The sequence below is a fragment of the Pseudoalteromonas xiamenensis genome, from assembly GCF_017638925.1.
GTDB classification, from domain to species: domain Bacteria; phylum Pseudomonadota; class Gammaproteobacteria; order Enterobacterales; family Alteromonadaceae; genus Pseudoalteromonas; species Pseudoalteromonas xiamenensis.
The window spans coordinates 3,215,680-3,241,947 of the sequence record NZ_CP072133.1; the positions used below are offsets into that span (position 1 = coordinate 3,215,680).

A 26,268-nucleotide genomic window follows, 5' to 3' on the forward strand; every position below is an offset into this window, starting at 1 on the left:
ACTGTCACGTAGCCAAGAGTTTGACGGAGACAGCGTTTGCAAAACATATTTGCGCAAATCTTTGCGTTAATCGCAGCGGCCGTAGTGCTTGTATGGGTATTTAAGCGCATCGGTTTACCCGCGATTTTAGCCTATTTGGCGACAGGACTATTAGCAGGCAGCCATGGTATTGGCTGGATGACCAACAGTGAGGAAATACACCTTATTGCCGAATTAGGTATCGTCTTTTTGCTATTTAGTTTAGGCCTTGAGTTTTCGTTGCCGCGTTTAATGGCAATGCGCAACATTGTGTTTGGTCTTGGCACGTTACAAGTGCTCGTTACCACCGGTATTGGCATGATGGTGTTGAAACTTATTGGTTATAATACGCTCACGGCATTTACGATTGCGGCGTTAATGGCACTTTCGTCAACGGCCGTGGTTGTTAAGGTATTAAAAGAAAGCGGCACACTGAATATCCGTCGAGGACAACTCGCCATCGGCGTATTGCTGTTCCAAGATATTGCCGTTGTACCATTATTGATAGCGTTACCACTTCTGGCTAATTCGGGTGGCAAAGATGTGGCTGGTGCCATTTTATTTGCATTCGCGAAAGGTGCATTTGTGTGTATCTTTCTTCTAGCTGTGGGTAAGTGGTTACTACCAAAAATATTCAATGAAGTCGCATCTGCACGGTCAGATGAACTGTTTGTACTGACGACCATTCTCGTCGCACTTTGTGCTGGCATGATGACGTACGCCTTTGGGTTATCTATGGCGCTAGGGGCCTTTTTAGCGGGTATGATGCTAGGTGAAAGTCACTATCGGCATCAACTTGAAGCCGAAATTAGACCATTTCGCGACATCTTGATGGGGCTGTTTTTTGTTACTGTAGGCATGGAATTAAACCTAAATTACCTTGCCGATGTGTGGGGCTGGGTTGTTGTCTCGTTGATAGGGTTACTCGTCTGTAAAGTGATTATATTGGCTGCCGCTGCTCAAACAATGGGAGAGCGAAAGCGTGATTCCATAGCATCAGGATTAATGCTATGGCAGATGGGGGAGTTTGGTTTCGTGTTAGTGGCTTTGGCGAGCAAACATCATATGTTTGATGCGGGTACGGCATCATTTCTCATTGCTTTAGGCGTACTATCTATGGCCGCTACACCATACATCATTGATAAACTGGATTTTATTCTTGATACGCTGAATGTCTCGGGTGGCCACGATGAAGGTGAGCAACCTCAAAATAATGACTTAAAATCGTTGTCGAACCATGTTGTCATTGTTGGATTTGGTCGCGTTGGGCAAACTATTGCCCGTTTTTTAAAACCAGAGGCAATCCCCTATGTCGCGGTCGATTTCAACCCAACCTTAGTTCAAGAGGCAAAAGCCGCGGGAGAAACGGTTTATTTCGGTCATGCAGGTCAAAAAGCCATCCTTAAGTCAGCTGGAATTGAGAAAGCGCGGCTCGTTATCATCTCCTTCGTGGAATATGAAAAGAGTTTAGAGATTATTGATACCATCAAGCGCGTTGCGCCTGAAGTGAATATTCTCGTGCGGACTCGTGATGACACTCATGTAGAACAATTGAAATTAGTGGGCGTAACGGAAGTCGTGCCAGAAGAATTGGAAGCGAGCTTGATGCTTGTTTCTCACGTGTTGTTTATGTCAGGTGTACCGATGAAACGTATCCTTAGACGTGTTAGCAAGGAACGTCAAAATCGCTACGCGTTTTTACATGGGTTCTTTGCAGGAGATACGGATGATTTGCGTATGGAACAGCAGGACCGACTTGAATTCTTGCACGCCATTGCGCTTCCTGAGAATGCATTTGCAGTAAATAAAACTATTAAAGAACTTGGACTGTTGCAGCGCAAAGTCGAGATCAGCGCGTTGAGGAGAAACGGCACGGAGATATCGATGCCTGATGAATCAACGGAGATTTTGCCGCACGATGTTGTGTTATTGAAGGGAAAGCCGAGACGGGTGGAAAGGGCAGAACAATTTTTGCTGGATGGCTTACCATAAAAGTGGATTGAACTATAAAGACATTTGATTCAACTTCATTCAACACGACAATCGTTGCCTCTATGAACATGCAAAGTTGGCAATCGGTAAAAAGCGACTAATTTAATTCGAGGAACGCTCTAATTTCAGGCAGTTTGCGCAGCCCATCTTGGTAACCAATTTCAATCAAACGTTGGGTAAACGCTTTTTCGAACATCAGATAGCTTGGCAAACTGGAATCAGTTGTTTTTTTCACACCAATTAACCGAAGCATAGACCGAATAGCCAAGGGCATGTCATCGTAAAGCTCCTGCGCTATTTGGTTGAAGTTTTCCGATGGATTAACTAATAACGTATCTATACGCTTTAATTCGGTTTTGCTTTCCTCTTCGCAAACGGAATCGACCGTGCGATTGATACGAGATAAACGCTCTAAATCCGATTGGAGTGTGTCACTGAAAATACTATCAAGCAAATGACCCGCAACCGCAGACATACCTGGAAAATGAGGCTCATACCCAACGGGAGTATCTGGTTTTGGTTGATCAACACCAATGATGAAAATTTTGTCCGCGCCTAAATGTATCGGTGGACTTAAAGGCGAGAGCTGGTGGATTGAACCGTCACCGTAATAATGGTGCTTCACTCTTACACTCGGAAAAACCAGCGGAATGGCGCTCGATGCCATTAGGTGGTCAATAGTCAGTTGCATATGTTGGCCACGACGACGTGCACGTTTCCAAGGTTCTGCATCTCTGGCTTGATAGAAGGCGACCGATTCACCCGTGGAATAACAAGACGCAGTGACCGAAACAGCATCTAAAAAATTGCGATGGATATTTCGGTCAATACGCGCCAAGTCCAACACTTCACTCAGCAATCGACGAAGAGGTGCATTATCCAATAGACTCGCAGGTGGATGATTTAAATGTTCGGACTGAAAACTACGCAGCATGTTGCCAAAGATATTTCGGTACACACCCACAAAATCACTTCGGTATACCATTGATGTGTGGAAATTTTTCCACACCCATTCAATTTTCCGAACGGCCAAATGCATACAGGATGCATAGCAAGCCAATGCGCAGGAGTTTATCGCGCCCGCAGATGTACCATTAATGATTTGAAAGGGAAGGGGCGCAGTTCTGGCCATACTGTGAGCGAGAGCTTTTAACACGCCAACTTGATAGGCAGCACGTGCACCACCACCCGTTAATAGCAGGGCAACGTTTGGTTTGTCTTGGTTTTGTTGCTTTCTACCCATAATTACCATTAAATGTGAGTGAACTAATTGGTTTTGCCGCGCTCATACCTATAATAAGTATGTGTGCTGTGAGAGTAAGGTTGCATTCAGAAAACGCACGTTACTTTCTGATTTAATTTTAGTTTATGCCAATACTGGAGGAAGCTCCAGCATCGAAAGTGAAGAAGTTTATATAAAGGGAGACTTCATGTCAGAACAACAATCCGACCATCAAGCTGCAAACAATAACAAAAAAGCGAGTTTATTGTTTGCGTCAGCCATCCTTGTGATTTTAGCGGTGGTTGTCGCGTATGTAATGACAAAGCAAGGGGAATCAATCGCATCGTCTGAACCCGTACCTGTGCCCGATGTGATCCCAACCAAACCACTTGAATCTCAGGTTGAATTGGTTGAACCTACAACAACGATACCTGAGGCTCTGCATCGGTTGAACTGCCAGAACCTGAACAAACCGTTTCAACACCACGTTTAGAGCCTGAACAACCTACGAAGCCAGCGCTTCCAAGCCTTGATAACAGTGATGCGACGGTTATTCAAGCTATAGAAAATAAAGTATCGAGTCTCAGCGGTTAAGTTACTTGCAAACGACGATTTAATCCGTCGGACAGTGGTTTTTATTGATAATTTAGCGAAAGGCGACATCGCTAAAAAACACAGCCCTGTACAGCAGCCAAAAGAGAAGTTTACGGCAATTGAAGGAGACATCGTCACGATTGATCCAAATAGTTTTGAGCGCTATACACCGTATGTTGAGTCTCGTTACTCGTTTTAGCGGTGCACAACTGGTGCGCATGTATAACGAGTTCCAACCATTATTTGTCGAAGCCTATCAGGAGATTGGTTATGAAGGAGACCAGTTCGAAGGTACGCTCGAAAGTGCGATTCAAGAGCTGATAGATACACCCATTCCAAAATCACCGCTGCCACTTATCAAAGAATCAGTGACATACAAATACGTTAGCACAGAGTGGGAGCAACTCTCTGACGCACAAAAACTATTTTTACGAATGGTACTCTGAAAACATGGAAAAATTGAAAGTGACACTTCGCGCTGTACAAAAAGAATTAAAGCATCAATAAAACGACAATTTGTCCGATATTTGGTCAGTTGACGTTTTTCTTGTGGTTTTCCCTTGAAACTCGAAGGGAAACCCGAGATAATCCATCCCGCGCCTAAGACGGCTCTCTATGGTAGTCTTATTGGTCCTCTCGCAACAATAGTACGTGAACCTGGTCAGGTCGGGAACGAAGCAGCCACAGCGTATGACTTGTGTGCCGGGATGTGGCTGGTAAGACTGCCACCCAATTCCCAAAACTGCTGTTTGAAGTATAATCCTGCAAATTTGAAGTAAAACCCCGCATAAAATTTGAATAATAACTCTGCATTGCCTATTTTTAGACCGTCGCGTGTTTTCGGTGATGGTTATGATCAGGCGTAAACTAAAGCACTCCAGAGTCAAAAACCTCTATAAGTTTGCAAGTCAAAAGAACAAAGGCACTTGCTTAGTTGAATCATCCTTAGAATTCGATGCGTGCTTTCACTTTGAATACTCTCGTGAAATAAAAACCTTTGAAGCTCAACCGTTAGGGTTTGAATATGAGTTTGACGGCCGAGTTTGCCGTTACACGCCAGACTTTTTGATCTCACATCACGACAAGCCACAAAAATTTATCGAAATTAAACCTTATAGCAAAATCGCGAATCCTGACTTTAGAGCGCGCTTTGCGCAAAAACAGCTCGCTGCCAAAGCGCAAACTGGTATCGAGCTGATATTAGTGACCGACAAACAAATTCGTGTTTATCCAACCTTAGATAATCTAAAACTGCTTCATCGTTACTCTGGTTTCCAATCTTTAACTGATCTTCAGCTTTCAATCATTCAGTTAGTGAATCAATGGCGCAAAATCACCATTCAAGACTTAGTAATGACCCTAAAAGCCTCCATTGGTGAGGTGCTTGCCTCGGTATGTCGTTTATTGTCTTTAGGCAGTGTTCATTCAGACTTAAACACAGAACTTACTTTAGAGTCGGTGATTTGGGCTGATGGAGTTTGAAGACGAGTTTAACTTTGAGGAAGCACTAGTCATCCATAAGCTGAGCAAGATCGATCAAAGCACAATGCAGCTCATCAACGTTATCTGCACAATTTATAGATACTAGATTTGGTATAGAAGTATCGCCATAACGATTTACTACCTTAGTCGAAAATACGTTAATACTAGATGAGCTTACACCAAGGTTGCTTTTAAATCTTATTGACGATGTAATACCCCTTGAAGCATTCGCCTCTATAATACCCATGCAAATCGAAGACTGGCAGGCTAAACTAAAACTCTCATATCTCTGAGCTGACTTATCGAACCCGAACCACCTACCTACCAAAAGATGACGAGATTTATCCGATTCTAAATTTACTACGACGACGTATTTAACTTTATTTTCGTATTCTCTGATTGTTAAGTCGTTATTTTTCTTTATAACATTAATTTGTTCATTTTTTTCCCTAATTTCTTTTTTCAAGTTGGCTTCTTTTTGTTTGTATTCATTAGCCAAAGCCAAATAGTCGGTGGACGTTTTCTCTTCTACTTCTTGCTTGCTCAACGCTAACGCGCTGAGTTGTTCTAATATCTCCTTTTTCTCATTCTCTAGTTCATTCTTTCTATCCAGAGCTTTTCTTAAACTAATCGAAGCTTCAGCAGCCCATTTTTTACCTTCAGGATCATCGAGCACTCGACTCAAATAGTTAAGGAAAAAAACCCTCTCTTCACCATCTTTTTGCTGAGTCTTCTCAATAATTGAAAACTCCTGAGCTAACAGCTCACCACGATTCTTGGTTTTGGCTATTTCAATATCTTGCTGCTTAGAAAAATAGTCGCCAATAACATTTGGAACACTTAATACAACTGTAATAATTGTCGCTATTGCAGTGAGCCATGCAGGCCTCATCCAAATTGGTTGAACTGTTTCAGAATTACTATCCCTTTCCATACAATGCCCTTACTCTAAACACCTATAATTGAAGTTACAATGTAACTCAAGCCCGACACCTTGAATAGTGCCAGCAATAGGTTAACCAATGAATGTCTGGTGCCCCTGCTGTCAGTAAGGATTGAATCGCCACCAATAAACTAGACACTTCCCAGCCGTTCTTGGTAACGGTTTTCATACTCTACCGGTGACAGCAGATTATTGGAACCATGTTTTCGTTTGCTGTTATAAAACATTTCTATGTAATCAAACACATCACTTCTGGCTTCATCCCGTGTTGAGTAGATCTTGCGTTTGATCCGTTCACGCTTCAGCAGCTGGAAAAAGCTTTCGGCTACAGCATTATCATGGCAATTTCCGCGTCGGCTCATACTGCCTTGCAAGCCATGAGTTTTAAGGAATGCCTGCCAATCGTGGCTGATGTATTGGCTTCCTTGATCGGAATGCACCATCACCTGCTTTTTCGGCTGACGTCGCCAAACCGCCATCAGTAGTGCGTTTAATACGATGTCTTTGCTGATTTGGGAATGCATCAACCAACCAACAACTTTGCGGGAAAACAGATCCACCACGACGGCCAGATACAACTAACCTTCGTGCGTGCGGATATAGGTGATATCAGTTACCCACACCTCATCAGGCGTTACTGGATTAAACTGGCGCTGTAAACGGTTAGGCACAACGATATGGCTATCACCCTTGCGATACCTCGGTCTGCGGTAACCAACCTGTTCTTTTAGCCCTCAGATTGCATCAATCGATACACCCGGTTAATACCGCAGACGTTCGCCCGTATCACGTAAATCAGAATGGATCTTACGGTAACCATACACGCAACCAGATTCCAGCCAGAACTGCTTGATTAACCCTGTCAGCCGACGGTTTGCCTTGTCACGTTTTGAAGATGGTTGCTTGCTCCATGCATAAAAACCACTGGGATGAACATCCAGCATGTTACACAGCCAGCGTACCGGCCACCGATCATTGTGCTCCTTAATAAAGGCGTACCTCAGTCGGACAGCTTTGCGAAGTACGCCGCGGCTTTTTTTAGAATGTCGCGCTCTTCAGTGGCCCGTTTTAGTTCTTTTTGCAGGCGTTTAATCTCTGCCTGCGCCTCAGATAAGTCGTTGTGTTGTTTGTTATCAGGGCCATACTTCTTCACCCAAGCATATAGGCTGTGTGTGGTGATATCTAGTCGCTTAGCAACATCAGCGATGGAATGACCCCGATCAACAACTTGTTTAACCGCTTCGATTTTGAATTCTTTAGGATAGCGTTTGCCGCTCATAAGCACCTCTCTTTGAGTTAGTTTATCTAACTAAGAGGTGTCTAGGAAACTAGTGGCGATTCAATAAATGGGTTTCTTCGTATGTTGTCGAAACGCTGTCTGGCCTAGTTCTTATCGATTCGCTTGATTTCCCATACAGCAAATGGATACCTGAAAATTTGAAAAAACTGGGTTTGGGGGGGGAAGGAAATAACCCATATTCTGGTAACGCATGGGCATTCCGATCAAGTTGGCGGCGCTGAATATCTTCAGTCTATCTTTGGCTCTAAAGTGATAATGACTAAAAAGGGCCTCGAACTAGCCATAGAGCAATCCGGAAAGAGTAAGGGTAAAAATAAATTTCTACCCCCTAAAGTAGAAGCGTTCGCAACAGATGGTTCAAGTATTGTAATTGGTGGAACTGAGTTCAAGTTCTACATCACACCAGGGCATACACAAGGTGACTTATCAATCGACTTCCTAGTCAAAGATAACAATATGAATTATAGAGCTTTTATCGTAGGCGGGCATGGGGTTAATTTTCAAAAGCCGAGTCTTGTAAAGGCTTTTTTGTCTAGCATGGCCCGAATAAAAAAGCTGGCAAATGAGAGTCCTGTTGTGGCGGTTAATCTAAGCAATCATCCTCATAAAAACAATTTGTTCGCCAACAGAGACAAAATACGCCAAGGTGAATCAGCGAATCCATTTATTAGTAGCAGCAATTTTTTCCAATTTATAGAGCTGCAGGAAGATTCAGCGTCTAAAAAAATAAAGGAAAACGCACCACTCAAAAAGACTGGCAATCCTAACACGTCAATAGAACTGAACGTTAAAGCGTTGGTTGATTGAGGTGAGACAGTATTTTAAGGCTTCAATCTGAAAAACGCGCCTTTAACTTGATAAAAGCCGAGTCAAAAGTAATATATTTCCAATATTTCTTAAGCCATTCACAATATCTAATTATTTAAATTCGCAGTCATGGTAGCAGCCACGTGATTAAATGCTTCCAATTGTGCTGCCGAAAGACCAGTTTGCATTTTTTGTATTAACTTGGCTTCAATGGCATGCACTTGTTCTAATACCGCTTTACCGTTGCTAGTTAAACTCAGTAAATGGCTTCGAGTATCATTTGGATTCATTGTTTTTTCAATTAAATCTTTATTAATCATATCTTTAATTAATCTTGCTAATTGACCTTTGTCTCTATTCATCCGTTCAGACATAAGTGCTGCTGTACAATTATCTGTGCTACTGATGAGATGGAGAGATTGTATTTCCATAGGGACAATATCGATTCCTTGTTCTCTAATTGCTTTTAGAACCAAAGACTTAAATTTAAAGGTTAATGTTAAAAAGCTATGAGGTAGGTTTTTGTTCAAAACGTCACTCCTTATATAGTTGACAATATCAACAGTATCATTTAACCTTTGTGTTTTCAATGGTTGATAATGTCAACTTTATTGCGGAGGTTATTTTGAATTTACTTAGAAAGATGCTTGTTTTAGTACCATTGATATTTACCTTGATTGGTATCCTAACGTTTGTAATGACTTATCAAAACATTGGGTTTTCCAATGCGTTTGTTGAGCAATGGTTAACTTCAACCTTGTGGGCTGCTACGACTATGGCGCCGATTGGTTTTGTGATGGTAACGATCATATCAAAAGCGGTTGGAACACTGATTCCAAATACAAGAGAAGTCACAAAGAACACAGTAATTGGCATATCAATGGCCATTATTATGGAAGGAATTATGGCCGTTGTGACCACGATAAATAATGTCCACTACACCTCAATAATTGAATTTTCAGGTGCTTGGTGGCAGGCATTTATTGTTGCCTTGCCTGTCGGGTTGTTAATTTCAGTCTTTATGACTTTGACTGTAAAACCTCGCCTTGAGCGTTTTATGGCTAGCTAGAGACAAATTATGTGGATGTATCGTTTAATCATAAGTAAACACAATGCTCGGTATAAGTATGACGGGAATAAAGCGTAAGTCGTCGAAGCCGCACGTTTTTATGAGGCGAACCTACGACCGTTTTTTAGCTGACTTTACGATGTTCAACACAACAATTCTCTTCTTTTGAATTACTACATAACTTTTTACTTTTGGCTGCCACATGCTGAATTCTCAAAGACTCCAGAGTTGTGGAAGAGTTAAAAGACTCGGGTCTTGACGTGCGCAAAACCTGCACGTTGCTGGGCTTGCTGTACAGACTTTATTTCAAACGTCATGATTGCGCATAGTTTGTCTAAAAACCTTCGTATTCATGACACGATGACTGCATGTGCCATGAATACCTATTTTAACGAAGGTTGAGGTTAATCTGTTTTACTGAAAGTGCGTGCTAGTTTATTTAGTTGCCCAGCTTGAGTATTCAAACTGTTTACACGGTCAACCGTGTTTTGAATCGCTTTTTCAAGGATTTCTGCACTTTTGTTTATTTCATAAAGGTTTTGCGAGTTATCACTAACGACTTTGGATTGTTGTTCCATTGAGCTGGCCACACTAAAGACTTGCTCCCTAACAAAATCAGATTCTTTTAGAGATGACGTCATCGCGTCTTTGCCGGACACCCTAAGGTCACGCATCCATCCACTTCTCTAAGGCTGACGCCCATAATATCGACGGCATTACTCGCTGAGCTTTTTAGTGATTGGATAATACTGTTGATTTCAACGGTGGACACTTGTGTTCTCGAGGCGAGCGCTCTTACTTCGTCAGCCACAACCGCAAAGCCTCGGCCTTGTTCTCCAGCTCTAGCAGCCTCAATTGCGGCATTGAGAGCAAGTAAATTGGTTTGTTCTGCAATCGCTCTTATGTTGTCAACCATGGCGACAATACTCGTAGTGTGGTTTTCAACCTGATTGATGACGTTAGACGATTCGTTTATGCGTTCTGATACCCTGAGAGTAGCTTCTTGAGTTTGTTCAGATAAACTGTGTCCGTTATTTAAATAGGTATTCAATCCTTCGACATTCCCTGAGGTATTTTCCATTGCGCGTGCAACGTCTTCAGAAGTGGCAGCAAGTTCATGCATGGCTGAAGCAAGCAACTCAACGCGCTTGAAGAGTTCTTGGGTTTGTGCACTGACATCCGATGCTGACTTGTCCAAAATCTCGATATCTTGGTAAATCACATCCACTTTTTGGGTAATCGAATCGGCCATACTTTGTAATTTTGCTAAAAACTCGTTGAATGCGTATTGAATGGCACCCAGTTCATTAGGTTCAATATTGTCAAAGCGGAAATGTAAGTTTGCATCACCTTGATTCAACTTTTTAAAGACCAGTTCTAACGATTTAATCGGTGCGATTATCCATTCTTTGAGTAAATAGACGAGCAATACAATTACAGAAATAGAGATAGCAAATGAAATCAAGCTGCTGGTTGAAGCTGATTTTACATCCGCTAGAATGTTGTGGTTACTCGAATCCTTGAGCTGATTGATGTAACCCGTCAACGCCTCGGCATGTTGCTGTAGGGTCTCCGACGCTGCATCAAAATCGGACATCGTTTTGTTCCCTTCATGAGGCTCCGCCAGTAATATAGGCGTTTGCCATGGTCTTCCCTGTTTCAAAATAAGTATCCAGCGCGTGTTTGATCTTAGCTAAATCTGCTGACTTTTCGGGAAGAAGGCGCTCTAATTCAATGATTGTTTTTACTGCTTGATTGTAGCTTTTGGTTGCTTCGTCCAGCCCGTCATTCAATCCGTACATTGCTCTTGTTGCACTGATGTCACTTAACCATTGTTGAATTTGGATGATGTTAATTTTTAGTTCGTAAGACGCTTCAAGTGTTGGTAAGGTGATTGATTGTTGCTCGTCTACATTTTGACTTATTGAAGACATTAAAAAGTGGCTAAAAACCGACTGAACCAATAACACAGTTAAAATAACTGCACTGATTAGATAGCATTTCGTAATGATTTGGAGCTGTTTAAGCATAAAGAACACTTCTTAGATAGGACTACCGCAAGACTGAATTATAGCTCATCCCCTAGTGTGTAGCATGGGCCAGAACAGGCGATTAGACTATTGGATAATAAAGTCTGGTTGTTATTTATGAAGAGTATTGTCGGGATGCCCAAAACAATGGGTAAGTTGTCTGTACAAAAGGTGACTAATTTAAATGTTGGGAAGGTGTAGTAAGTGCCAATGGCAATGATTTTTATGGGATGTAAAAACAATATGCAACTGAATGAACACTTAAGAAGAATCGCGATTGCCTCGCAAGGATTGAAGTCGGAAGTTAAAGCGCATGACGATTTACTCGCAACTAAACAAGCCATTAAACATTTAGGTTATGTGCAAATCGACACACTGAGTGTTGTTGAGCGAGCACACCACCACGTGTTGTGGAGTCGAGTTCCAAGTTATCAACCTGACTATCTAAATCAACTTGTAAAACAACAATCTATTTTCGAATATTGGTTTCATGCAGCGGCGTATTTACCGATGGACGACTACCGATTTGCACTCATCAAAATGAACAGCATACGAAATGGTGAAAGTCCATATCATCAAAATACCAACCCTAAGTTAGAGCGCGAAGTCCTCTCTCGTATTAAGTCTGAGGGGCCTATGCGACTTCGAACACTGGATAACAAAGGTGGGGGTGGTGGCAGTGGCAGCTGGTGGAGTTATGGCCCAGTGAAGCGCACCGTTGAACACCTCTTTATGCGTGGCGACCTGATGGTAACGCAGCGATATGGAATGGAAAAGGAGTACGACCTAGCAGAGCGCTGTTTGCCAAGCGAGCTTAATACCAGAGTACCCACAACCAGCGAATTCGCAGAATATTTATTCAACACGACGAAACGGGCACATGGCGTATTCAATTGGAAACAACTTGTTCATTTACGTAAAGGACCGGCGCTGAGAGAGCAAATGCGGCAGATCCTTATTGACCATGTGCAGACTGGTGATATTAAGGTCATTAAACAAGAAACAGGGGGAGATCTTTATGTTGAAAGTCAACTTCTTGAGCAGACAACTTCTCCCAACAAGTTACTTAAGATTTTATCGCCATTTGATAACTTGGTGATCCATCGGGAGCGACTAAAAGAATTGTTCAATTTTGACTATAAAATAGAGTGCTATGTGACGGCGAATATACGCCAATATGGGTATTTTTGTTTGCCTATTTTATACGGCGATAAATTAGTGGCGCGATTGGATTGTAAAGCGCACAGAGCCGAAAAGCGGCTTGAAGTCATTAGTTTACATCTAGAAAATGTGGTTTTTAATGAGCGGGTATTCTTCAATGCCTTGTTAGCAGAGCTCGAAAATTTTGCACATTTCAATGGCTGTGTCACGCTCAGTCTCGATGCCATTGGAGAACATGCATTGAAATGGCAAGCCTAAATAAAATTGCAGGCATTTTAAACCTTTCGAAAATCGCGCTCGTCTTATCCAAAAAGAACGGTATGCGAGATTGTAGATCGTTAGGTTATTGAGTCCTTAGTAGTTACACGCGAATTCACACTGGCCATCCTTAAATCTCAACTTATCGCTATTGAAAACAACAACTGGCCTTGCCAACTATTTAGGGATAAGAACATGAATTTAGTTACCCGCCTCAAGCGAAGTGTGATTTTTGTCTTAACACTCGGTGTATTCGGCTGCGCATCTGACAATCAAAATGAACCTCAGGCCAAGTATTTGGTAAGCGATGTGGCGTTTGTAAATGGTCACGTTTTTAACGCGGAAGATGGCTTTGTAGATAATGTATTCATCGTAAGAGAAGGTGCTGTTATCGCTAATGTTAAAAATTTAACGTCTGATTTTTCAGGAAAAATTGTCGACTTAGCAGGAAAGTGGGTGATCCCCGGACTTATTGATATGCACACGCACTCTTATGGCAACTTCATTCCCAATGCGAAAAATGACTCTCCCGGCACAGAAGTCATTGCGCAACGTATACTTAAAGCTGGCGTTACCGGGTTTGTAGACTTGTTTGGCTACGAAAAAAAGCTGTTTGAAGTAAGAGCAAAGCAACGCAGTGGCGCATTTGTTGGCGCCGACATGTATACCAGTTTAACCTGTTTTACTGCGCCAAAAGGACACTGTTCTGAGTATGGTATTCCAACTCGGACCGTCACGACGGTTGAAGAGGTGAAAAGTCAAATGGACGATCTCGCGCAATATAAACCCGATGTAATTAAAATTGTGTACCAACCCACTGACGACCAACCTTCAATATCCAAGGAAGTATTTGCGCAATTAGTAAAATCGGCAGATGAATTTGGCATCAAAACAATTGTACATATCAAAACCTGGCAAGATGTACGAGATGCTGTTGAGGTTGGAGCGAGTGCGGTTACGCATGTCCCGCGGGGGAAAATTCCTTTGGATGTGCCTGTTTTGATGGCACAGTCAGGGATGGTAATGATACCGACACTGGCTGTTCACAATGATTTTGTAAATTTTCTGTTCGACGAATCCGTGTTAGATGCTCCGTTATTGAAACAGTTGGTGCCTGAGTCGCTCATCGCAGCCTATAAATCCCAATCTCTTTTGGAAAAATATAAAGATCGTAAGGCTGAAGTTGAGGTACGTAATCGAATTGCATTTGCTGCCGTTAACGCAATCCATAAAGCGGGTGTTCGTGTTTTAGTGGGTACGGACGCTGGAAATTGGAATACAGTTCAAGGTTATTCCGTGCACCGTGAAATGAAATTACTGTCTGAAGCTGGCTTTACACCAGAGGAAGCAATAGCGGCCGCATCAACGTACGCTACTGAATTCTTGGGAATGAAAGTCGGTACAAACGAAGGAGAGCGAGCAAATTTTGTCGTGCTAAACACCTCACCAACCAAAAATATCTTAAATACTCAGGACATCGCTTTTGTCGTGAAAGATGGCAAGGTGGTTGTTCCAAAAGAATAGCATTGTTGACGTTTTGCGAGGTTTAGTTGCATACATTGAGCGTCGTCTTTTTTCAACGTAATCCTTTTTAATTCAACGCGAACAGATAGCGCTGTATTAGATTTGGGTAATTCTTTGTGCTAATGGTCTCTTGTTTGTGGTAAAACAAAAACAGGGGTGTCGACAAGAACATAGAATTCATTCGAATTTGTGGGTTTGATAATTCATCTGAACAAAAAGCGAGTTGAGAAATGGCCATTAATTTAAGAGACATTACGAAAGACAATTGGGTTGATATGATTGACCTTGAAATTTCAAAAGAACAAGAGCGCTTTGTCGCGCTGCCCTCAGAAGCGATTGCTGCGTCTAAATTCTATGACCACTATATAAACCGTGGTATTTACTCTGGTGATAAACCTGTTGGTTTTATTCAATATTACCCAAATTTAGGCGATGGGAAACCGAACGAAATTTTCATTGATCAGTTACTCATTGACGTTAGTGTACAAGGCCAAGGTTACGGTACCGAGGCGATCAAATTAGCTTTAGAGGAAATTAAACAATTAAAAGGATTCAATTCAGTCTCAATTTGTTGTGTTGAGGGTCATGATGTGATGAAAGCCTTTTTTGAACGTTTTGATTTCAACGTGGTAGAACAAGACGAATATGATAAAACCATTATGGAATTGCATTTCGCGTAAGCCTTTTAGCACCATTTGTAAAAACGTTTAGTTTTAATCTGAGTTGGAGATGAGCTTTTGGAAAACGTTCAAGCGTATTTAGTGAATGCCTTTACAGCCGATGGAATAGGCGGTAATCCAGCCGGTGTTGTGTTACACGCGGATTCATTATCAAACCAACAAAAATTGGCTATCGCGAAGGAGGTTGGTTTTTCGGAAACGGCGTTTGTATGTCAGGATAACGAAGTCGATTTCGCCGTGTCGTTTTTTACCGTGACTGATGAGGTCGACTTCTGCGGTCATGCAACGTTAGCCGCGTTTTCAACAATGTATGCTCAAGGTTTAATTAGTGAAGGTCAATATATCCAAAGAACTAAAGCGGGTTTACTTGGTGTATATGTCGATGCAACGGGGCATGTAGTGATGGAGCAACGACTGCCCGAATTTAAAGGCGTATTTGACTCCGAATTAATTGCGCCGCTCATTGGTCTTGAAGCTGAACGTTTAGCGTCAACCAATCTACCTATTGAAGTAGTTTCAACAGGGTTGTCAGACCTTATTGTCGCGGTTCCTCATGGCAGTCTTGATAGTCTAGTTGTTGATGAATCGAGGCTTGTGGCATTTTGCAAGGAGCATAATGTGGTGGGGCTGCATGCGTTTGAATTATGTAATCAGCAGCTCAGCGTCACAGCGCATTGCCGGAACTTTGCCCCTTTGTTTGGTATTTCTGAAGAATCGGCGACAGGGAGTTCAACAGGTGCGCTTGCCAGTTATTTGACCAAACACTTTGACGGCATAGAGACGCAATTTTTGTTTGAGCAAGGCCGAGCAATGGGCTGTATTTCGAGGTTATCGGCGTCGATTAAGCTTCAAGGACAAACAATCACTCAGGTTAAGGTCGGCGGTTTTGCTAAGCAGTTTGATACTCAAACAATTCACGTTTAAGGTGATTTTTGAACTATTCTTTGAATTGAGGGAATAGATAAGAACAATTAAAATCAGAACCGTAGCCCGCAGCATAGAATAAAACAACGCAGTAAGAGTGTTTAAATATGATCACGAAGTTGAACCAAGCCAATAAAGATGTTGCTCGTCAGATATATAATGTTTTTCAGCGTTCTTACGCTATAGAAGCCAAACTCATAGGCACACAACATTTCCCCCCATTGTCACGTCGAGTTTTAGATATTGCTGAATCAACCACTCAATTTTTTGGCTATTTCGAAAATGAAGTGCTGGCGGGGGTTATCGAGGTCTCACTTCAGCATGAACAGTTAGACATAGACAGTTTAACGGTAGACCCAGACCATTTCAAAAAAGGAATAGCGACTCAGCTGATTAACTTTGTTCTGGTGAATTTTGAACATACGGAAGCGACGGTGGAAACGGCAGTTGCCAATGCGCCAGCCATTACTTTATATCAAAAACAAGGGTTTACAGAATATAAACGTTGGACTCCGTCTCACGGTATAGAAAAAATCGCATTTTTAATGAAAAACTCTGCGACCGAGCCAATGTAAGTTGAGTTCGTAATATTCATTTGAAATCCAATGTATTAAAGCACTAAACAGAAAATCAAAAGAAGTGTATGACACAACAAAGGAGAGCAGCACGTGCCTGCTCGTCTTGTATTAACCGAATGATTATTGGGTCTGATTAGCGACTTGAAATAAATCCATCTTCATCACGCTTGCTCTATTCAAAAGACGACTCTACAATGCCGCGCCCCTGATTCTGGGGTCTTTTTTGGAGTGTTATCGTGAATCCCACTTTTGCCAATCCAGCCCCTCTCGGTTTAATGGGCTTTGGAATGACAACCGTTCTTTTGAACATTCATAATGCCGGCTTTTTCCCAATTAGCGCCATGATTTTGGCAATGGGGTTTTGTTATGGCGGACTCGCTCAGATAATCGCTGGTATCATGGAATATCGTCGCAACAATACGTTTGGTATGACAGCCTTCCTATCTTATGGCTTGTTTTGGTGGAGTTTAGTGCTGACTTTGGTTTTACCTAAAATGGGGCTGGCAGAACCAACATCACCAGAGTACATGGGATGCTATTTGTTTATGTGGGGTGTGTTTACCTTGTTTATGACGTTAGGTACGTTTAAATACAACAAGGTGGAACAGGCTATTTTTGCCGGTTTAACGTTGTTGTTTTTCTTGCTGGCCATTCGCGATTTCACGGGTAATACATTGATTGGCCTCATTGCGGCGTATGAAGGTATTTTCGTGGGCAGCTTGGCGATTTATCTTGCTATGGCGACCGTTTTGAATGAACAAATTGGTCGTACGGTGTTGCCAATTGGCATGCCAAAATAAAGATGATTGATCTGCGTGTCTACGCACCCTAATCACTCGGCGAGCGTTTATTTTATGTCAGACCACACTGCAGAATATCGAGTATATTAAGCAGTGTGGTGAATCCCTCATGTTACCATTTGGGGCGTGAAATCTTAAAACGTATAAGAGAGCGCTAGATATGTGGTTCTTGGGTCTCCAGGATGGATCTGAGTTTTTCCAAAACGGACTTCGTTTTGGAGAATGTACTTGTCGTTGCTGAGGTTTGCGATTCGGGCATTAATCGCGAATGCATTGGTTAACCGATAGTTTAGCTTCAAATTCGACGTGATATAGCCATTGAAACGACGTTGATTTACTTCATCTCCATAATAGTCACCAATACTTTTTATCTCAATCTGTGCAGAAAGTCCCGCGATAAACGTTGGCGTGTAAATTAAGCGCAGATTAGCGATGTAATCAGGCGCAAGTGGAAGGTCGTTACCATCTAATGTTATTGCCTTGGTGTCGCCTGTATTGGTATCAATTCGGCCAACATCTTGCGTGTAATCGACGTAGGTGTGACGTGAACGGCTAGCAGCGAATGCGAGTTGCCATTGTTTGGAAATAGGGTAGGTTAACGCCAGCTCAATGCCTTGATGTCGTACTTTGGCTGCATTGACGCGATATGATGAGCCGAGGTCGTCGTAGGCGGTCACAATGGCATCGTCTACATCCATGCGATAGAACGCCGCTTCGACGCTCGCATTAGTAAAATTATGTTTATAGCCAACCTCATAGGTGTTTGACGTTTCTTCTGAAATTTGTCCAACTTGCGCACTGCTATCTTGCGTTTTTAATTGGTACAGTTCTGCTGCAGTCGGGATCCGGATTGCGTTGGCAAAACGTGCATACACGTTAGCATCCTCATTCAATCGATAGTTGATGCTCGCTTTGGGTGATAAGTGGGTGATGCGATCATGACGATTGGCAAGAGAACGATTACCAAAACCATCGTCATCGTATTCTGGTAAATGATTATTTAATTCATATTCATTAATGTCATATCGCACCCCAACCAACAACGACAGTACTTCAGATAGCTCTGATTGATGCTGAAAATAGGGTGAAATATTTCTGAAAGTGACGCGATTGTCGTAAAAAATGTGACCTTCAGGATAAAGTTTAGCGTTCCAACCAGTGGTTGAAATGGTGTTTGCTTGATACGAAAGGCTATCGCCTTGAGTAAATTCTAGATCGAGACCCAAAATACTTTGCTGTTCGCGTGAAAAGTTAACACGAGACATGGCGAGCAAACCTGCACTTTTTATGGTCGTTTCCATTTGCGGCATGTTAGGTTGCCATGTTGCAATGTAATCATTGGTACGGTAACGCAAAAACGGTATAGCAGACCATTCAATGTCGCCATCGTTGACCACCACTGAACTAGTTAATCGGAAGTAATCGGTCTTACGGTGCGGATCAACGGCCTCAATGGCTTCGGGTAACGCGGATTGTGTCGGATCGTTGGCGTATTGTTCCGGTGATAATGCTCCGGTCAGTTGTTGGTCCAACGTTGACGCTATCAGGTGAGTCGTTATTGCCGTATTGGTGTTGATGAATGTGCGGTGTTTAGCGTTGAGTTCGTATTTATCAACAGCAGAATGAGCCTCGCCAGCCGCCATTATTCAAAGAAGCAATCGATACACCAAGACGGTCTTTCTTTTCAATCGCCATTTGAATCCGTTGATAACCAAAATCGCCAAAGGTGGCGGCCACATGTTTACGGTCGCTAACGAGCGGTGAAGATAATACATTGACGGTTCCTGCGACGGCTCCAGAGCCATAAAGGCTAGTGCCAGCACCTTTGATAACTTCAATACGTCCTAGATCCGCATTACTGCTCGACCACCAAAGCGCGTTATGGCTATAAAAAGCGGCGCTTTGCAGCGGCACGTTATCCTGTAAATAAAGTGTGTAACCCCCATAGTTCATTGGCATACGAATAGCTGAGTTATGGCCTTGCCCGCCAGCTAATTGGTTGACTAGCACACCTGCGACAGACGCGAGAGTTTCACCAATATGCTGTGGGTTGTCTTGCTCAATCGTGTTGTTGGAAACAACAGAAACACTGAGTGCTTGGTCTACGTTCGCCTCTGCAACTCGACTTCCAGTCACCGTAATCGTTTCAATAGGTTCAACCGCATCACTGAAGGGAACAAAGAGGAAAGCGATGACTGAGAGGCAAACAACAGATAAACGCATGGGTTAAGATTTCCTTGAGAGCCGAATAAAATGCGTTGGGCGTAGAAGTCGAGTCTACGATGACATTTCAACGTGCAAATATGTTGGTGCGCACAATAACATAAAGCGACACATTTGAGTGTTAGAAAACTTGATTAAGTATTTAAAATTCATTTGATTAGCTTATCCAACTAGCCGTTCTCTCGCCTAGTTTTATTTGTTATAGTGAGCAAAAGGCGATTCAACGCTATGGGCAAAATTGTTCACTATTCGTGATAGATATAGCCGCCAAAGAAGACGAAACATCAGGACATCACGCGCAGAGTTCGTTGCTATTCGACGCATAAGGAGAGCGAATATGAACACATCAATGACGATTTCAAACGACATACGAACACTGGATGTGGAGACTATTCATGACTATCTTGCCAATCAATCTTATTGGAACTCAGGGTAGAACTAGAATTTCAGGTGCAACAAAGCATAGAGCATTCCATGTGCTTTGGTGCTTATATTGATGGCGAATTAATCGCCTTTGCACGAGTGATCACCGATACAGTCGTGTTTGCGTACTTGCTTGATGTATTTGTTTTGGAGAACCATCAAGGAAAAGGCGTTGGGAAACAATTGTTAGGTCATATTTTGAACCATGAAAAATTACAAACGGTAAATTGGTTACTGCGTACGAACGATGCGGCAGCGCTGTATGAAAAATTCGGGTTTAAAGTCATTGATGCACCTGAAACGTATTTACGAAAACCCTGTTAATTTGACGAATAGTCAACGAATGAACTTTAGATTTTGGGCTGTACTTTTAACCATAGCCAATTGAATCGCCGGTTCATCATACCATTGTGGTATGCCAATCTTCCGCTTAGCCTGCATGCTCGTCCCGCATTGATCTATCACTTCAAATCTCAACATTTTAGCAATTTTATACTCTGCATTTTTTAGCCAATCGTCGTTGTTCAAGTCCAAGATTCAGTTAACTTTTCTCTGATTTCAAATAGCAATGATCTCAGGGCTTCGGCTACTTATCCAATTTTTAATTAACATAACAATCGTTGTGTTAATTGTTTTAGTTGTTCTATAATCGCCCCCGCTGGGCGTCTATTGTTGCTTTTATCATCAGGTGAGAGGCATGAAAGTCCCTGCAAATAACGTCAATTTCCTCGTTGTTAATATGGAGAACTGCATGAAATACTTTCACCGTCTGCTGCGAATGCATGCCTTTGTACTCGGTGTTGCTACTTTACTGATGGGTTGCGAACCGTCAGACCAGTATGATTCCAAACCGGTTTCAAGACCGGTCAAACTGTTTACTGTAGGCAGTGAACACATTCAAAAATCGCTCCGCTATCCGGGTAGTGTTTCAGCGGTTAAGCAATCGGTACTGGCATTTGAAGTGCCGGGAAAAATCATAAATGTGCTAGTCAAAGAGGGTGACTTGGTCGAAGCAGGTGATGTATTGGCCACTCTCGATGCTAGAGACTACCAAGCTCAACTTGAGCGAGCTGAAACGGAGAAAGACATAGCCAAGTTGGACTTTGAGCGTTTCAGCACAGCCATTAAAGTGAACGCGGTAACCACGCAAGCGTATGAGCAGGCAAAAAGTGCCTTAGAGGTAGCAGAATCAGCATTAACCCAAGCGAAAAAAGCGCTCGACGATACGCGATTAATCGCTCCATTTTCTGGTCGAATCACCAGTAAAGAAATTGAGCAATTTGCAACGGTTTACGCGAAACAACCCGTCATGCACATTCACAGTGACGCTGAACTTGAAATGGTAGTTGAAGTGCCTGAAGTAGATTGGGCAAAAGGGCGCAATGTTCGGTCTGCGAAGGAGATCAAGTTGAAAGATCAGCTTTTTGTCGAAGTCAGTGCACTACCTGAGGAACGTTTCGACGGCCAAATTACGGAGTTTTCTGGCAAGGCAGACGCGATAACGCGCACATTTAAAGTGACCGTGGGGTTTTCCTCAACCTCCAACCTTTCTATAAGCCCAGGGATGACAGGGCATGTACTTTACCAACCTAAAAACAATGACGATAAAGAGGGAGCGCTCTATATCCCCGTGGATGCTGTACTTGGGGAAACGGACAACACTTCGTTTGTTTGGCGTTTAGACAACGAAACAGGCGCAGTTTATAAAACCCCTGTGGAGCCTCGGAGCAATCTCTGCGAATTTGGTTGAAGTGAAAAAAGGCTTGGAAAAAGGTGACCGCATTGCGACTTCTGGGCTATATAGCCTTCGCAATGGCGCACTAGTTCATGCTTTAGAGGGTTAAAGGCATGAATTTAGCTTGTATCGCAATTAAAAATCGAATTGTTACGTTAGTTTTAACCGTGGTAATGCTGGTGGCAGGCCTCATGGTTTTCTCATCGATGAGCCGTTTGGAAGACCCTGAATTCACGATTAAAGACGCCTTAATTGTTACTTCGTATCCAGGTGCATCCGCCGAAGAAGTCGAGCAGGAAGTCACCGAACTTTTGGAAAAAACGGTGCAACAGCTTGGCGAACTCGACAAGGTCGTGTCGAAGTCAGAGCAGGGGCTGTCTACCATCACCGTAACGATAAAGGAGCAGTACAATAAAGAAACGCTGCCACAAGTTTGGAATAAGCTGCGTCAGAAAGTAAGTGATGTTCAGCCGTATTTGCCTCCAGGCGCTTCGACACCATTAGTGATGGATGACTACGGTGATGTGTACAGTATTTTTATGGTTGTCACTGGCGATGGCTATGAATATCACGAGCTGAAACGTTACGTCGACAAGTTGCAGCAGCAATTGTTACAGGTGAAAGGCGTTGGAAAAATCACCACATTTGGTGAGCGTCTTGAGGCAATTTACATCGAATTCAACCGGGACAGATTGGCACAACTCGGTCTATCTCCCGACATGATCACTCAGCAATTAAGTAGCAAAGGGCTTGTCGTAGATGGCGGTCGTGCAAAATTAGGTGCGGCTTATGTGAACGTTGCACCAACCGGTGGATTTGATTCCGTAGCCGATTTTGAGTCGCTATTAATCAGCGATGGCGCTGAGAAGCAATTTTATTTAAGAGACATTGCATCCGTAAAACGAGGATATTCAGATCCGCAAAGCGCCATTATCCGTTTTGATGGCAAATCTGGCATCGGACTCGGTGTGTCGACAGTGTCCGGTGGCAATGTAGTTGATATGGGGGAAGCCGTTCTAAATCGGCTGGCTGAACTTGAAGATGCGCGTCCGATTGGTATTGAGTTTGGCTATGTGTCGCTGCAATCAGAAGCGGTGACTGAAGCCATTTCAGGGTTTGTTATCAGCCTTGTTGAAGCCGTTGTAATAGTGATTGCAGTCTTACTGCTTTTTATGGGTATGCGCGCTGGCATGTTGATAGGGTTTGTTCTTATTTTGACCATTGCGGGTTCATTTATTTTTCTTGAGCCTATGGGCGTTGCACTTGAACGAATTTCGCTAGGCGCGTTGATTATTGCACTCGGCATGTTAGTCGACAATGCAATCGTGGTCGTGGATGGGGTGCTTATCCGCATGCAAAAAGGGGAAAGCGCACGCAATGCTGCCCCGAAAGTCGTCAGCCAATCGGCTTGGCCATTACTCGCGCCGACATTGATAGCCATACTCGCATTTGCCGCGATTGGCACCTCCAATGACGCAACAGGAGAATATTGTCGCTCGTTGTTCCAAGTGGTGATGGTGTCGTTGTTATTAAGCTGGGTTACCGCGGTCACCGTCACGCCATTATTGTGCGTACTCTTTTTAAAACCACCCGTACAAAATGATGCACATAGAGACCCCTATGGTGGTGCATTCTACTCAGGATATCGTGCGTTTTTAACGCTATGCATTCGACACCGTTACCTTAGCTCAGCTTCTGTCACGGTCATTTTTGCATTGTCGCTTTGGGGTTTTTCTTTTGTAGAACAGAGCTTTTTCCCAAGTTCAACTCGGCCACAATTTATGGTGGACATGTGGTTACCTCAAGGCACGCACATTGATAAAACCCATGAGAACACAAAAGAGATTGAACGCTATTTAAAGCAACAAACGCATGTCACACACGTGACAAGTACAATTGGTGAAGGAGGGTTACGGTTTTTGTTGACGTATCAACCTCAGCTTTCAAATAGTAGCTACGCACAGTTTCTTGTCAGCGTAGATGATTACACCGCACTTAGTGAACTCATGCCCCAAGTTGAGCAGCAGTTATCACAGCGTTACCCTGACGCGCTAATTTATACCGCACCATTTGAGCTTGGCACAGGGACCGTAGGAAAAATTCAAGCCCGTTTAAGCGGTGAGGATATTGGCCAACTTAGGAAAAGTGCGCAAGAAGTCATAGCGATTTTTAATGAGGATAGCAACACGAAAGCGGTGCGAACGGATTGGCGACAAAAAGTCAAAGTAGTGAAGGCTATATTGTCTGAAGAGCAAGCCAATCTTAATGGTATTTCGCGTGCGATGGTGGCACAAACTATTCGAGAATCCTTCGAAGGTGTAACAACGGGTGTTTTCCGAGACCAAAACTTATTGCTTCCCATCATTGTACGTGCCGATGAGCAATTCCAAGCTGACATTAGCAATCTTGAGAATATTCAAATTTGGAGTCCCATTGCCCAAAAGATGATCCCTTTACGTCAAGTCGTGGAATCGTTTCAAACGGAATTTGAGGATGGCATTATTTATCGTCGAAATCGCGCGCGCACGATAACGATTTTTGCTGATCCAACTGAAGGTACTGCAAATGAATTATTAGCGCGACTGAGACCAAAAGTGGAAGCGTTGACACTGCCCAAAGGATATACATTAGAGTGGGGAGGGGAGTTTGAAGACGCCTCTAAGGCTGAAGAAGGGCTAAGTAAAACGATCCCTGTGTTTATTTTGGCGATGATTTTATTGACGATCATCATGTTTAATTCCCTAAAACAAACCTTGGTTATTTGGCTTTGCGTGCCACTGGCCGTAATTGGTGTCACGGCGGGATTATTGGCGACAAATCAACCATTTGGTTTTATGGCTTTACTTGGCTTTCTCAGTTTAATTGGTATGCTTATCAAAAATGCGATTGTCCTTGTTGAAGAAATCAACCTCGAGCAAGGTGAAGGTAAACCTCTTTTGCCAGCCATTATTGATTCAGGTGTTAGTCGTTTACGTCCCGTTGCAATGGCCGCATTGACGACGGCGCTTGGGATGATCCCGTTGATTTTTGACGCATTTTTCGTGTCGATGGCTATCACTATTATTGGCGGACTCGTCTTTGCCACGATACTCACAATGGTCGTTTTACCCATTCTCTACGCCTTGATTTTTAAAGCACAAAGCAATTAAGTGAACTGTGTTCCGTTCTTGCGCGGCGAACAACCGCGCTGAGCTTAGGTCGGGGAAATCAACGTTTTAATGCATTGTTGCAGGGCGTTGATTTTCTCGCTCGAGAGTCTATTTGGGTGGATAGAAAGTGAAATCATGAATCCATCTCCCATGGCGCTGAGTTGTTCAGCAAGAATGTCGGCTGGAATATCATTTCGAACGATGTTGGCCTGTTGGCCTTTCTCTATCATCTTGATGAGCTGAGATAGGATCAGCTCGTTTCGCTTTTGCACAAAATCAGCAAACGTCGGCTCAATCGTTGCGTAAGATTGGAGCTGTAAGAAAGCCCTTACCAGGTCCGTATTGTCAGCGCTACTCCACAGAGACCATTGTTCTATAGCCGTCGCTATATCCGTCGGTTCACCTTCGCTAACCAATATTGCTTCAAAACGTTTAAATAACTCATCAGCGATACCGAGTATTAACTCGTCTTTGTTTGCAAAGTAATAAGTAATCGTTCCAGTTGAACCACCTGCATTTTGAGCCACTTTGCGGATAGATAAACCCGAATAACCTTCATGCGCGAGCGTTGTAATTGCAACATCGAGTAATTCCTCTCTTTTTTTATCCCGATCACCTGTCGGCCGACCTCGTTTGGCTTTTGTCATTTCTTCAGATAGAGGGGATTCGAGAAGAGGTTTGGTCATCATAATTCTGGTCATGGTCGAGCAAGCGTTTAACATGTTCGTTATCATAACATTGATTGGGGCGAGTACTAACGCAACAAGTTGTTTTTATTTACAGCAAATAATTGTGTTAAGGTGAACAGACATCATTTAAGGATAATGACTTTGAAAATATTAGCAATATCAGGAAGTTTAAGGAAAAAATCTTATAATTCTGCGCTCTTAAAGGCGTGTCAATTGCTGGCGCCAGATTCAACCGAAATTATTCTCTTTGACGGATTGGCAGACATTCCACCCTTTAATCCAGACATTGAAGCGAGTAGCGTAGAGAGCGTCTTGAAACTTAAACAGCTTTTAGCGTTATCTAGCGGGCTGATTATTTCCAGTCCAGAATATGCTCATGGCGTAAGTGGTGTGCTAAAAAACGCCCTAGATTGGTTGGTCAGTGAGCCTGAATTTGTCGATAAACGGGTGGCCATTTTTAATACTTCACCGCGAGCTTCACATGCAATCAATGCACTCCATGAAATTATTCGTACGATGTCGGGCAATATTGAAATACAGGCTTGTTTAACGCTCCCTTTACTTGGTTCTGAACTGTCGTATGAAGGCATTTTAGAAGATGAGCATATGGTGCAACAAATTCGTGAAGCGCTAGATGTATTTTGTTCGTTTGGATAGCGTAGTCTAA

25 protein-coding genes, 1 other RNA gene and 2 pseudogenes are annotated in these 26,268 nt (G+C 42.9%); 18 read left to right on the top strand and 10 right to left on the bottom strand.

Annotated elements, in window-relative coordinates:
* Positions 1-36: 36 nt before the first annotated feature.
* Positions 37-2,010, top strand: coding sequence for a monovalent cation:proton antiporter family protein (locus J5O05_RS15540; protein ID WP_208842837.1), 1,974 nt, complete (start codon positions 37-39; stop codon positions 2,008-2,010).
* A 97-nt stretch (positions 2,011-2,107) separates the two neighbouring features.
* Here J5O05_RS15540 and J5O05_RS15545 read toward each other — a convergent pair whose 3' ends face one another.
* Complete coding sequence (locus J5O05_RS15545; RefSeq protein ID WP_208842838.1) at positions 2,108-3,253, bottom strand: patatin-like phospholipase family protein; 1,146 nt, start codon at positions 3,251-3,253, stop codon at positions 2,108-2,110.
* Between the two features lie 187 nt (positions 3,254-3,440).
* Between J5O05_RS15545 and J5O05_RS21985 the strand changes: the two genes are divergently transcribed.
* The 5 genes from J5O05_RS21985 (at position 3,441) to J5O05_RS15560 (ending at position 5,308) form a co-directional block, all read left to right on the top strand.
* Positions 3,441-3,725, top strand: coding sequence for a hypothetical protein (locus tag J5O05_RS21985; protein ID WP_244369660.1), 285 nt, complete (start codon positions 3,441-3,443; stop codon positions 3,723-3,725).
* 135 nt (positions 3,726-3,860) lie between these two features.
* Positions 3,861-4,025, top strand: a complete 165-nt coding sequence (locus tag J5O05_RS22575) for a DUF3014 domain-containing protein (RefSeq protein ID WP_280117664.1) — start codon at positions 3,861-3,863, stop codon at positions 4,023-4,025.
* Positions 3,967-4,272 carry a DUF3014 domain-containing protein gene (locus tag J5O05_RS21990; RefSeq protein WP_280117665.1) on the top strand — a complete coding sequence of 102 codons (306 nt, stop codon included), beginning with the start codon at positions 3,967-3,969 and terminating at the stop codon, positions 4,270-4,272. The genes J5O05_RS22575 and J5O05_RS21990 overlap by 59 nt, the downstream gene beginning before the upstream one ends.
* A gap of 179 nt (positions 4,273-4,451) precedes the next feature.
* An RNA gene (ffs, locus tag J5O05_RS15555) (signal recognition particle sRNA small type) lies at positions 4,452-4,548 on the top strand.
* Positions 4,549-4,678: 130 nt separating this feature from the next.
* A complete protein-coding gene (locus J5O05_RS15560; protein WP_208842839.1) occupies positions 4,679-5,308 on the top strand; it encodes a TnsA endonuclease N-terminal domain-containing protein in 630 nt (209 codons plus the stop codon).
* Between the two features lie 25 nt (positions 5,309-5,333).
* On the opposite strand, the gene J5O05_RS15565 is transcribed toward J5O05_RS15560, so the two are convergent.
* Both J5O05_RS15565 and J5O05_RS15570 read right to left on the bottom strand, forming a co-directional pair.
* Positions 5,334-6,242 carry a hypothetical protein gene (locus tag J5O05_RS15565; RefSeq protein WP_208842840.1) on the bottom strand — a complete coding sequence of 303 codons (909 nt, stop codon included), beginning with the start codon at positions 6,240-6,242 and terminating at the stop codon, positions 5,334-5,336.
* Positions 6,243-6,382: 140 nt separating this feature from the next.
* A pseudogene (locus tag J5O05_RS15570) lies at positions 6,383-7,530 on the bottom strand (IS3 family transposase).
* A gap of 186 nt (positions 7,531-7,716) precedes the next feature.
* Here J5O05_RS15570 and J5O05_RS15575 point away from each other — a divergent pair.
* Positions 7,717-8,358 (top strand): annotated as a pseudogene (locus J5O05_RS15575) (MBL fold metallo-hydrolase); the annotation flags it as partial.
* Positions 8,359-8,465: 107 nt separating this feature from the next.
* Here the strand turns inward: J5O05_RS15575 and J5O05_RS15580 are convergent.
* Positions 8,466-8,888, bottom strand: a complete 423-nt coding sequence (locus J5O05_RS15580) for a MarR family winged helix-turn-helix transcriptional regulator (protein ID WP_208842841.1) — start codon at positions 8,886-8,888, stop codon at positions 8,466-8,468.
* Positions 8,889-8,947: 59 nt separating this feature from the next.
* Here J5O05_RS15580 and J5O05_RS15585 point away from each other — a divergent pair, with 59 nt between their 5' ends.
* Complete coding sequence (locus J5O05_RS15585) at positions 8,948-9,427, top strand: DUF2798 domain-containing protein (RefSeq protein ID WP_244369663.1); 480 nt, start codon at positions 8,948-8,950, stop codon at positions 9,425-9,427.
* A 404-nt stretch (positions 9,428-9,831) separates the two neighbouring features.
* Here J5O05_RS15585 and J5O05_RS15590 read toward each other — a convergent pair whose 3' ends face one another.
* Genes J5O05_RS15590 through J5O05_RS15600 form a run of 3 tightly spaced genes read right to left on the bottom strand, consistent with a single transcriptional unit; the run spans position 9,832 to position 11,457 of the window.
* The gene (locus J5O05_RS15590; protein ID WP_208842842.1) at positions 9,832-10,068 is read right to left on the bottom strand and encodes a hypothetical protein; all 237 of its coding nucleotides are present in this window, start codon (positions 10,066-10,068) and stop codon (positions 9,832-9,834) included.
* The gene (locus J5O05_RS15595; protein ID WP_425281520.1) at positions 10,065-11,024 is read right to left on the bottom strand and encodes a methyl-accepting chemotaxis protein; all 960 of its coding nucleotides are present in this window, start codon (positions 11,022-11,024) and stop codon (positions 10,065-10,067) included. Before J5O05_RS15595 ends, J5O05_RS15590 begins: the two co-directional genes overlap by 4 nt.
* Positions 11,025-11,037: 13 nt before the next feature.
* Positions 11,038-11,457, bottom strand: coding sequence for a hypothetical protein (locus tag J5O05_RS15600; protein ID WP_208842844.1), 420 nt, complete (start codon positions 11,455-11,457; stop codon positions 11,038-11,040).
* A 210-nt stretch (positions 11,458-11,667) separates the two neighbouring features.
* Between J5O05_RS15600 and J5O05_RS15605 the strand changes: the two genes are divergently transcribed.
* The 6 genes from J5O05_RS15605 (at position 11,668) to J5O05_RS15630 (ending at position 17,382) form a co-directional block, all read left to right on the top strand.
* On the top strand, positions 11,668-12,876 hold the full coding sequence (locus J5O05_RS15605; RefSeq protein ID WP_208842845.1) for a winged helix-turn-helix domain-containing protein: 1,209 nt from the start codon (positions 11,668-11,670) through the stop codon (positions 12,874-12,876).
* A gap of 195 nt (positions 12,877-13,071) precedes the next feature.
* Complete coding sequence (locus J5O05_RS15610; protein WP_208842846.1) at positions 13,072-14,400, top strand: amidohydrolase family protein; 1,329 nt, start codon at positions 13,072-13,074, stop codon at positions 14,398-14,400.
* 230 nt (positions 14,401-14,630) lie between these two features.
* Positions 14,631-15,080 (top strand): GNAT family N-acetyltransferase, encoded by a 450-nt coding sequence (locus tag J5O05_RS15615; protein WP_208842847.1) that lies wholly within the window; start codon positions 14,631-14,633, stop codon positions 15,078-15,080.
* A 57-nt stretch (positions 15,081-15,137) separates the two neighbouring features.
* A complete protein-coding gene (locus tag J5O05_RS15620) occupies positions 15,138-16,004 on the top strand; it encodes a PhzF family phenazine biosynthesis protein (RefSeq protein WP_208842848.1) in 867 nt (288 codons plus the stop codon).
* Positions 16,005-16,111: 107 nt separating this feature from the next.
* The gene (locus J5O05_RS15625) at positions 16,112-16,579 is read left to right on the top strand and encodes a GNAT family N-acetyltransferase (RefSeq protein WP_208842849.1); all 468 of its coding nucleotides are present in this window, start codon (positions 16,112-16,114) and stop codon (positions 16,577-16,579) included.
* 239 nt (positions 16,580-16,818) lie between these two features.
* Positions 16,819-17,382, top strand: coding sequence for an acetate uptake transporter (locus J5O05_RS15630; RefSeq protein WP_208842850.1), 564 nt, complete (start codon positions 16,819-16,821; stop codon positions 17,380-17,382).
* Positions 17,383-17,516: 134 nt separating this feature from the next.
* Here J5O05_RS15630 and J5O05_RS15635 read toward each other — a convergent pair whose 3' ends face one another.
* Entirely contained in the window at positions 17,517-19,025 is a 1,509-nt protein-coding gene (locus tag J5O05_RS15635) for a TonB-dependent receptor (protein WP_208842851.1), read from the bottom strand.
* Positions 18,994-19,605, bottom strand: coding sequence for a TonB-dependent receptor plug domain-containing protein (locus J5O05_RS15640; protein WP_208842852.1), 612 nt, complete (start codon positions 19,603-19,605; stop codon positions 18,994-18,996). The genes J5O05_RS15635 and J5O05_RS15640 overlap by 32 nt, the downstream gene beginning before the upstream one ends.
* 450 nt (positions 19,606-20,055) lie before the next feature.
* Between J5O05_RS15640 and J5O05_RS15645 the strand changes: the two genes are divergently transcribed.
* The 3 genes from J5O05_RS15645 to J5O05_RS15655 all read left to right on the top strand — a co-directional run bounded on the left by J5O05_RS15645 (position 20,056) and on the right by J5O05_RS15655 (position 24,912).
* Positions 20,056-20,352 (top strand): GNAT family N-acetyltransferase, encoded by a 297-nt coding sequence (locus tag J5O05_RS15645; protein ID WP_208842853.1) that lies wholly within the window; start codon positions 20,056-20,058, stop codon positions 20,350-20,352.
* Between the two features lie 427 nt (positions 20,353-20,779).
* Entirely contained in the window at positions 20,780-21,778 is a 999-nt protein-coding gene (locus tag J5O05_RS15650; RefSeq protein ID WP_244369666.1) for an efflux RND transporter periplasmic adaptor subunit, read from the top strand.
* Positions 21,779-21,876: 98 nt separating this feature from the next.
* Positions 21,877-24,912: an efflux RND transporter permease subunit gene (locus tag J5O05_RS15655; RefSeq protein WP_208842854.1), complete on the top strand. Its 3,036-nt coding sequence runs from the start codon at positions 21,877-21,879 to the stop codon at positions 24,910-24,912.
* A gap of 44 nt (positions 24,913-24,956) precedes the next feature.
* Here the strand turns inward: J5O05_RS15655 and J5O05_RS15660 are convergent, their stop codons facing one another.
* On the bottom strand, positions 24,957-25,601 hold the full coding sequence (locus tag J5O05_RS15660) for a TetR/AcrR family transcriptional regulator (RefSeq protein ID WP_244369668.1): 645 nt from the start codon (positions 25,599-25,601) through the stop codon (positions 24,957-24,959).
* Between the two features lie 135 nt (positions 25,602-25,736).
* On the opposite strand from J5O05_RS15660, the gene J5O05_RS15665 reads away from it, so the two are divergent.
* Positions 25,737-26,258, top strand: a complete 522-nt coding sequence (locus J5O05_RS15665; protein ID WP_244369670.1) for an NADPH-dependent FMN reductase — start codon at positions 25,737-25,739, stop codon at positions 26,256-26,258.
* Positions 26,259-26,268 lie beyond the last annotated feature (10 nt).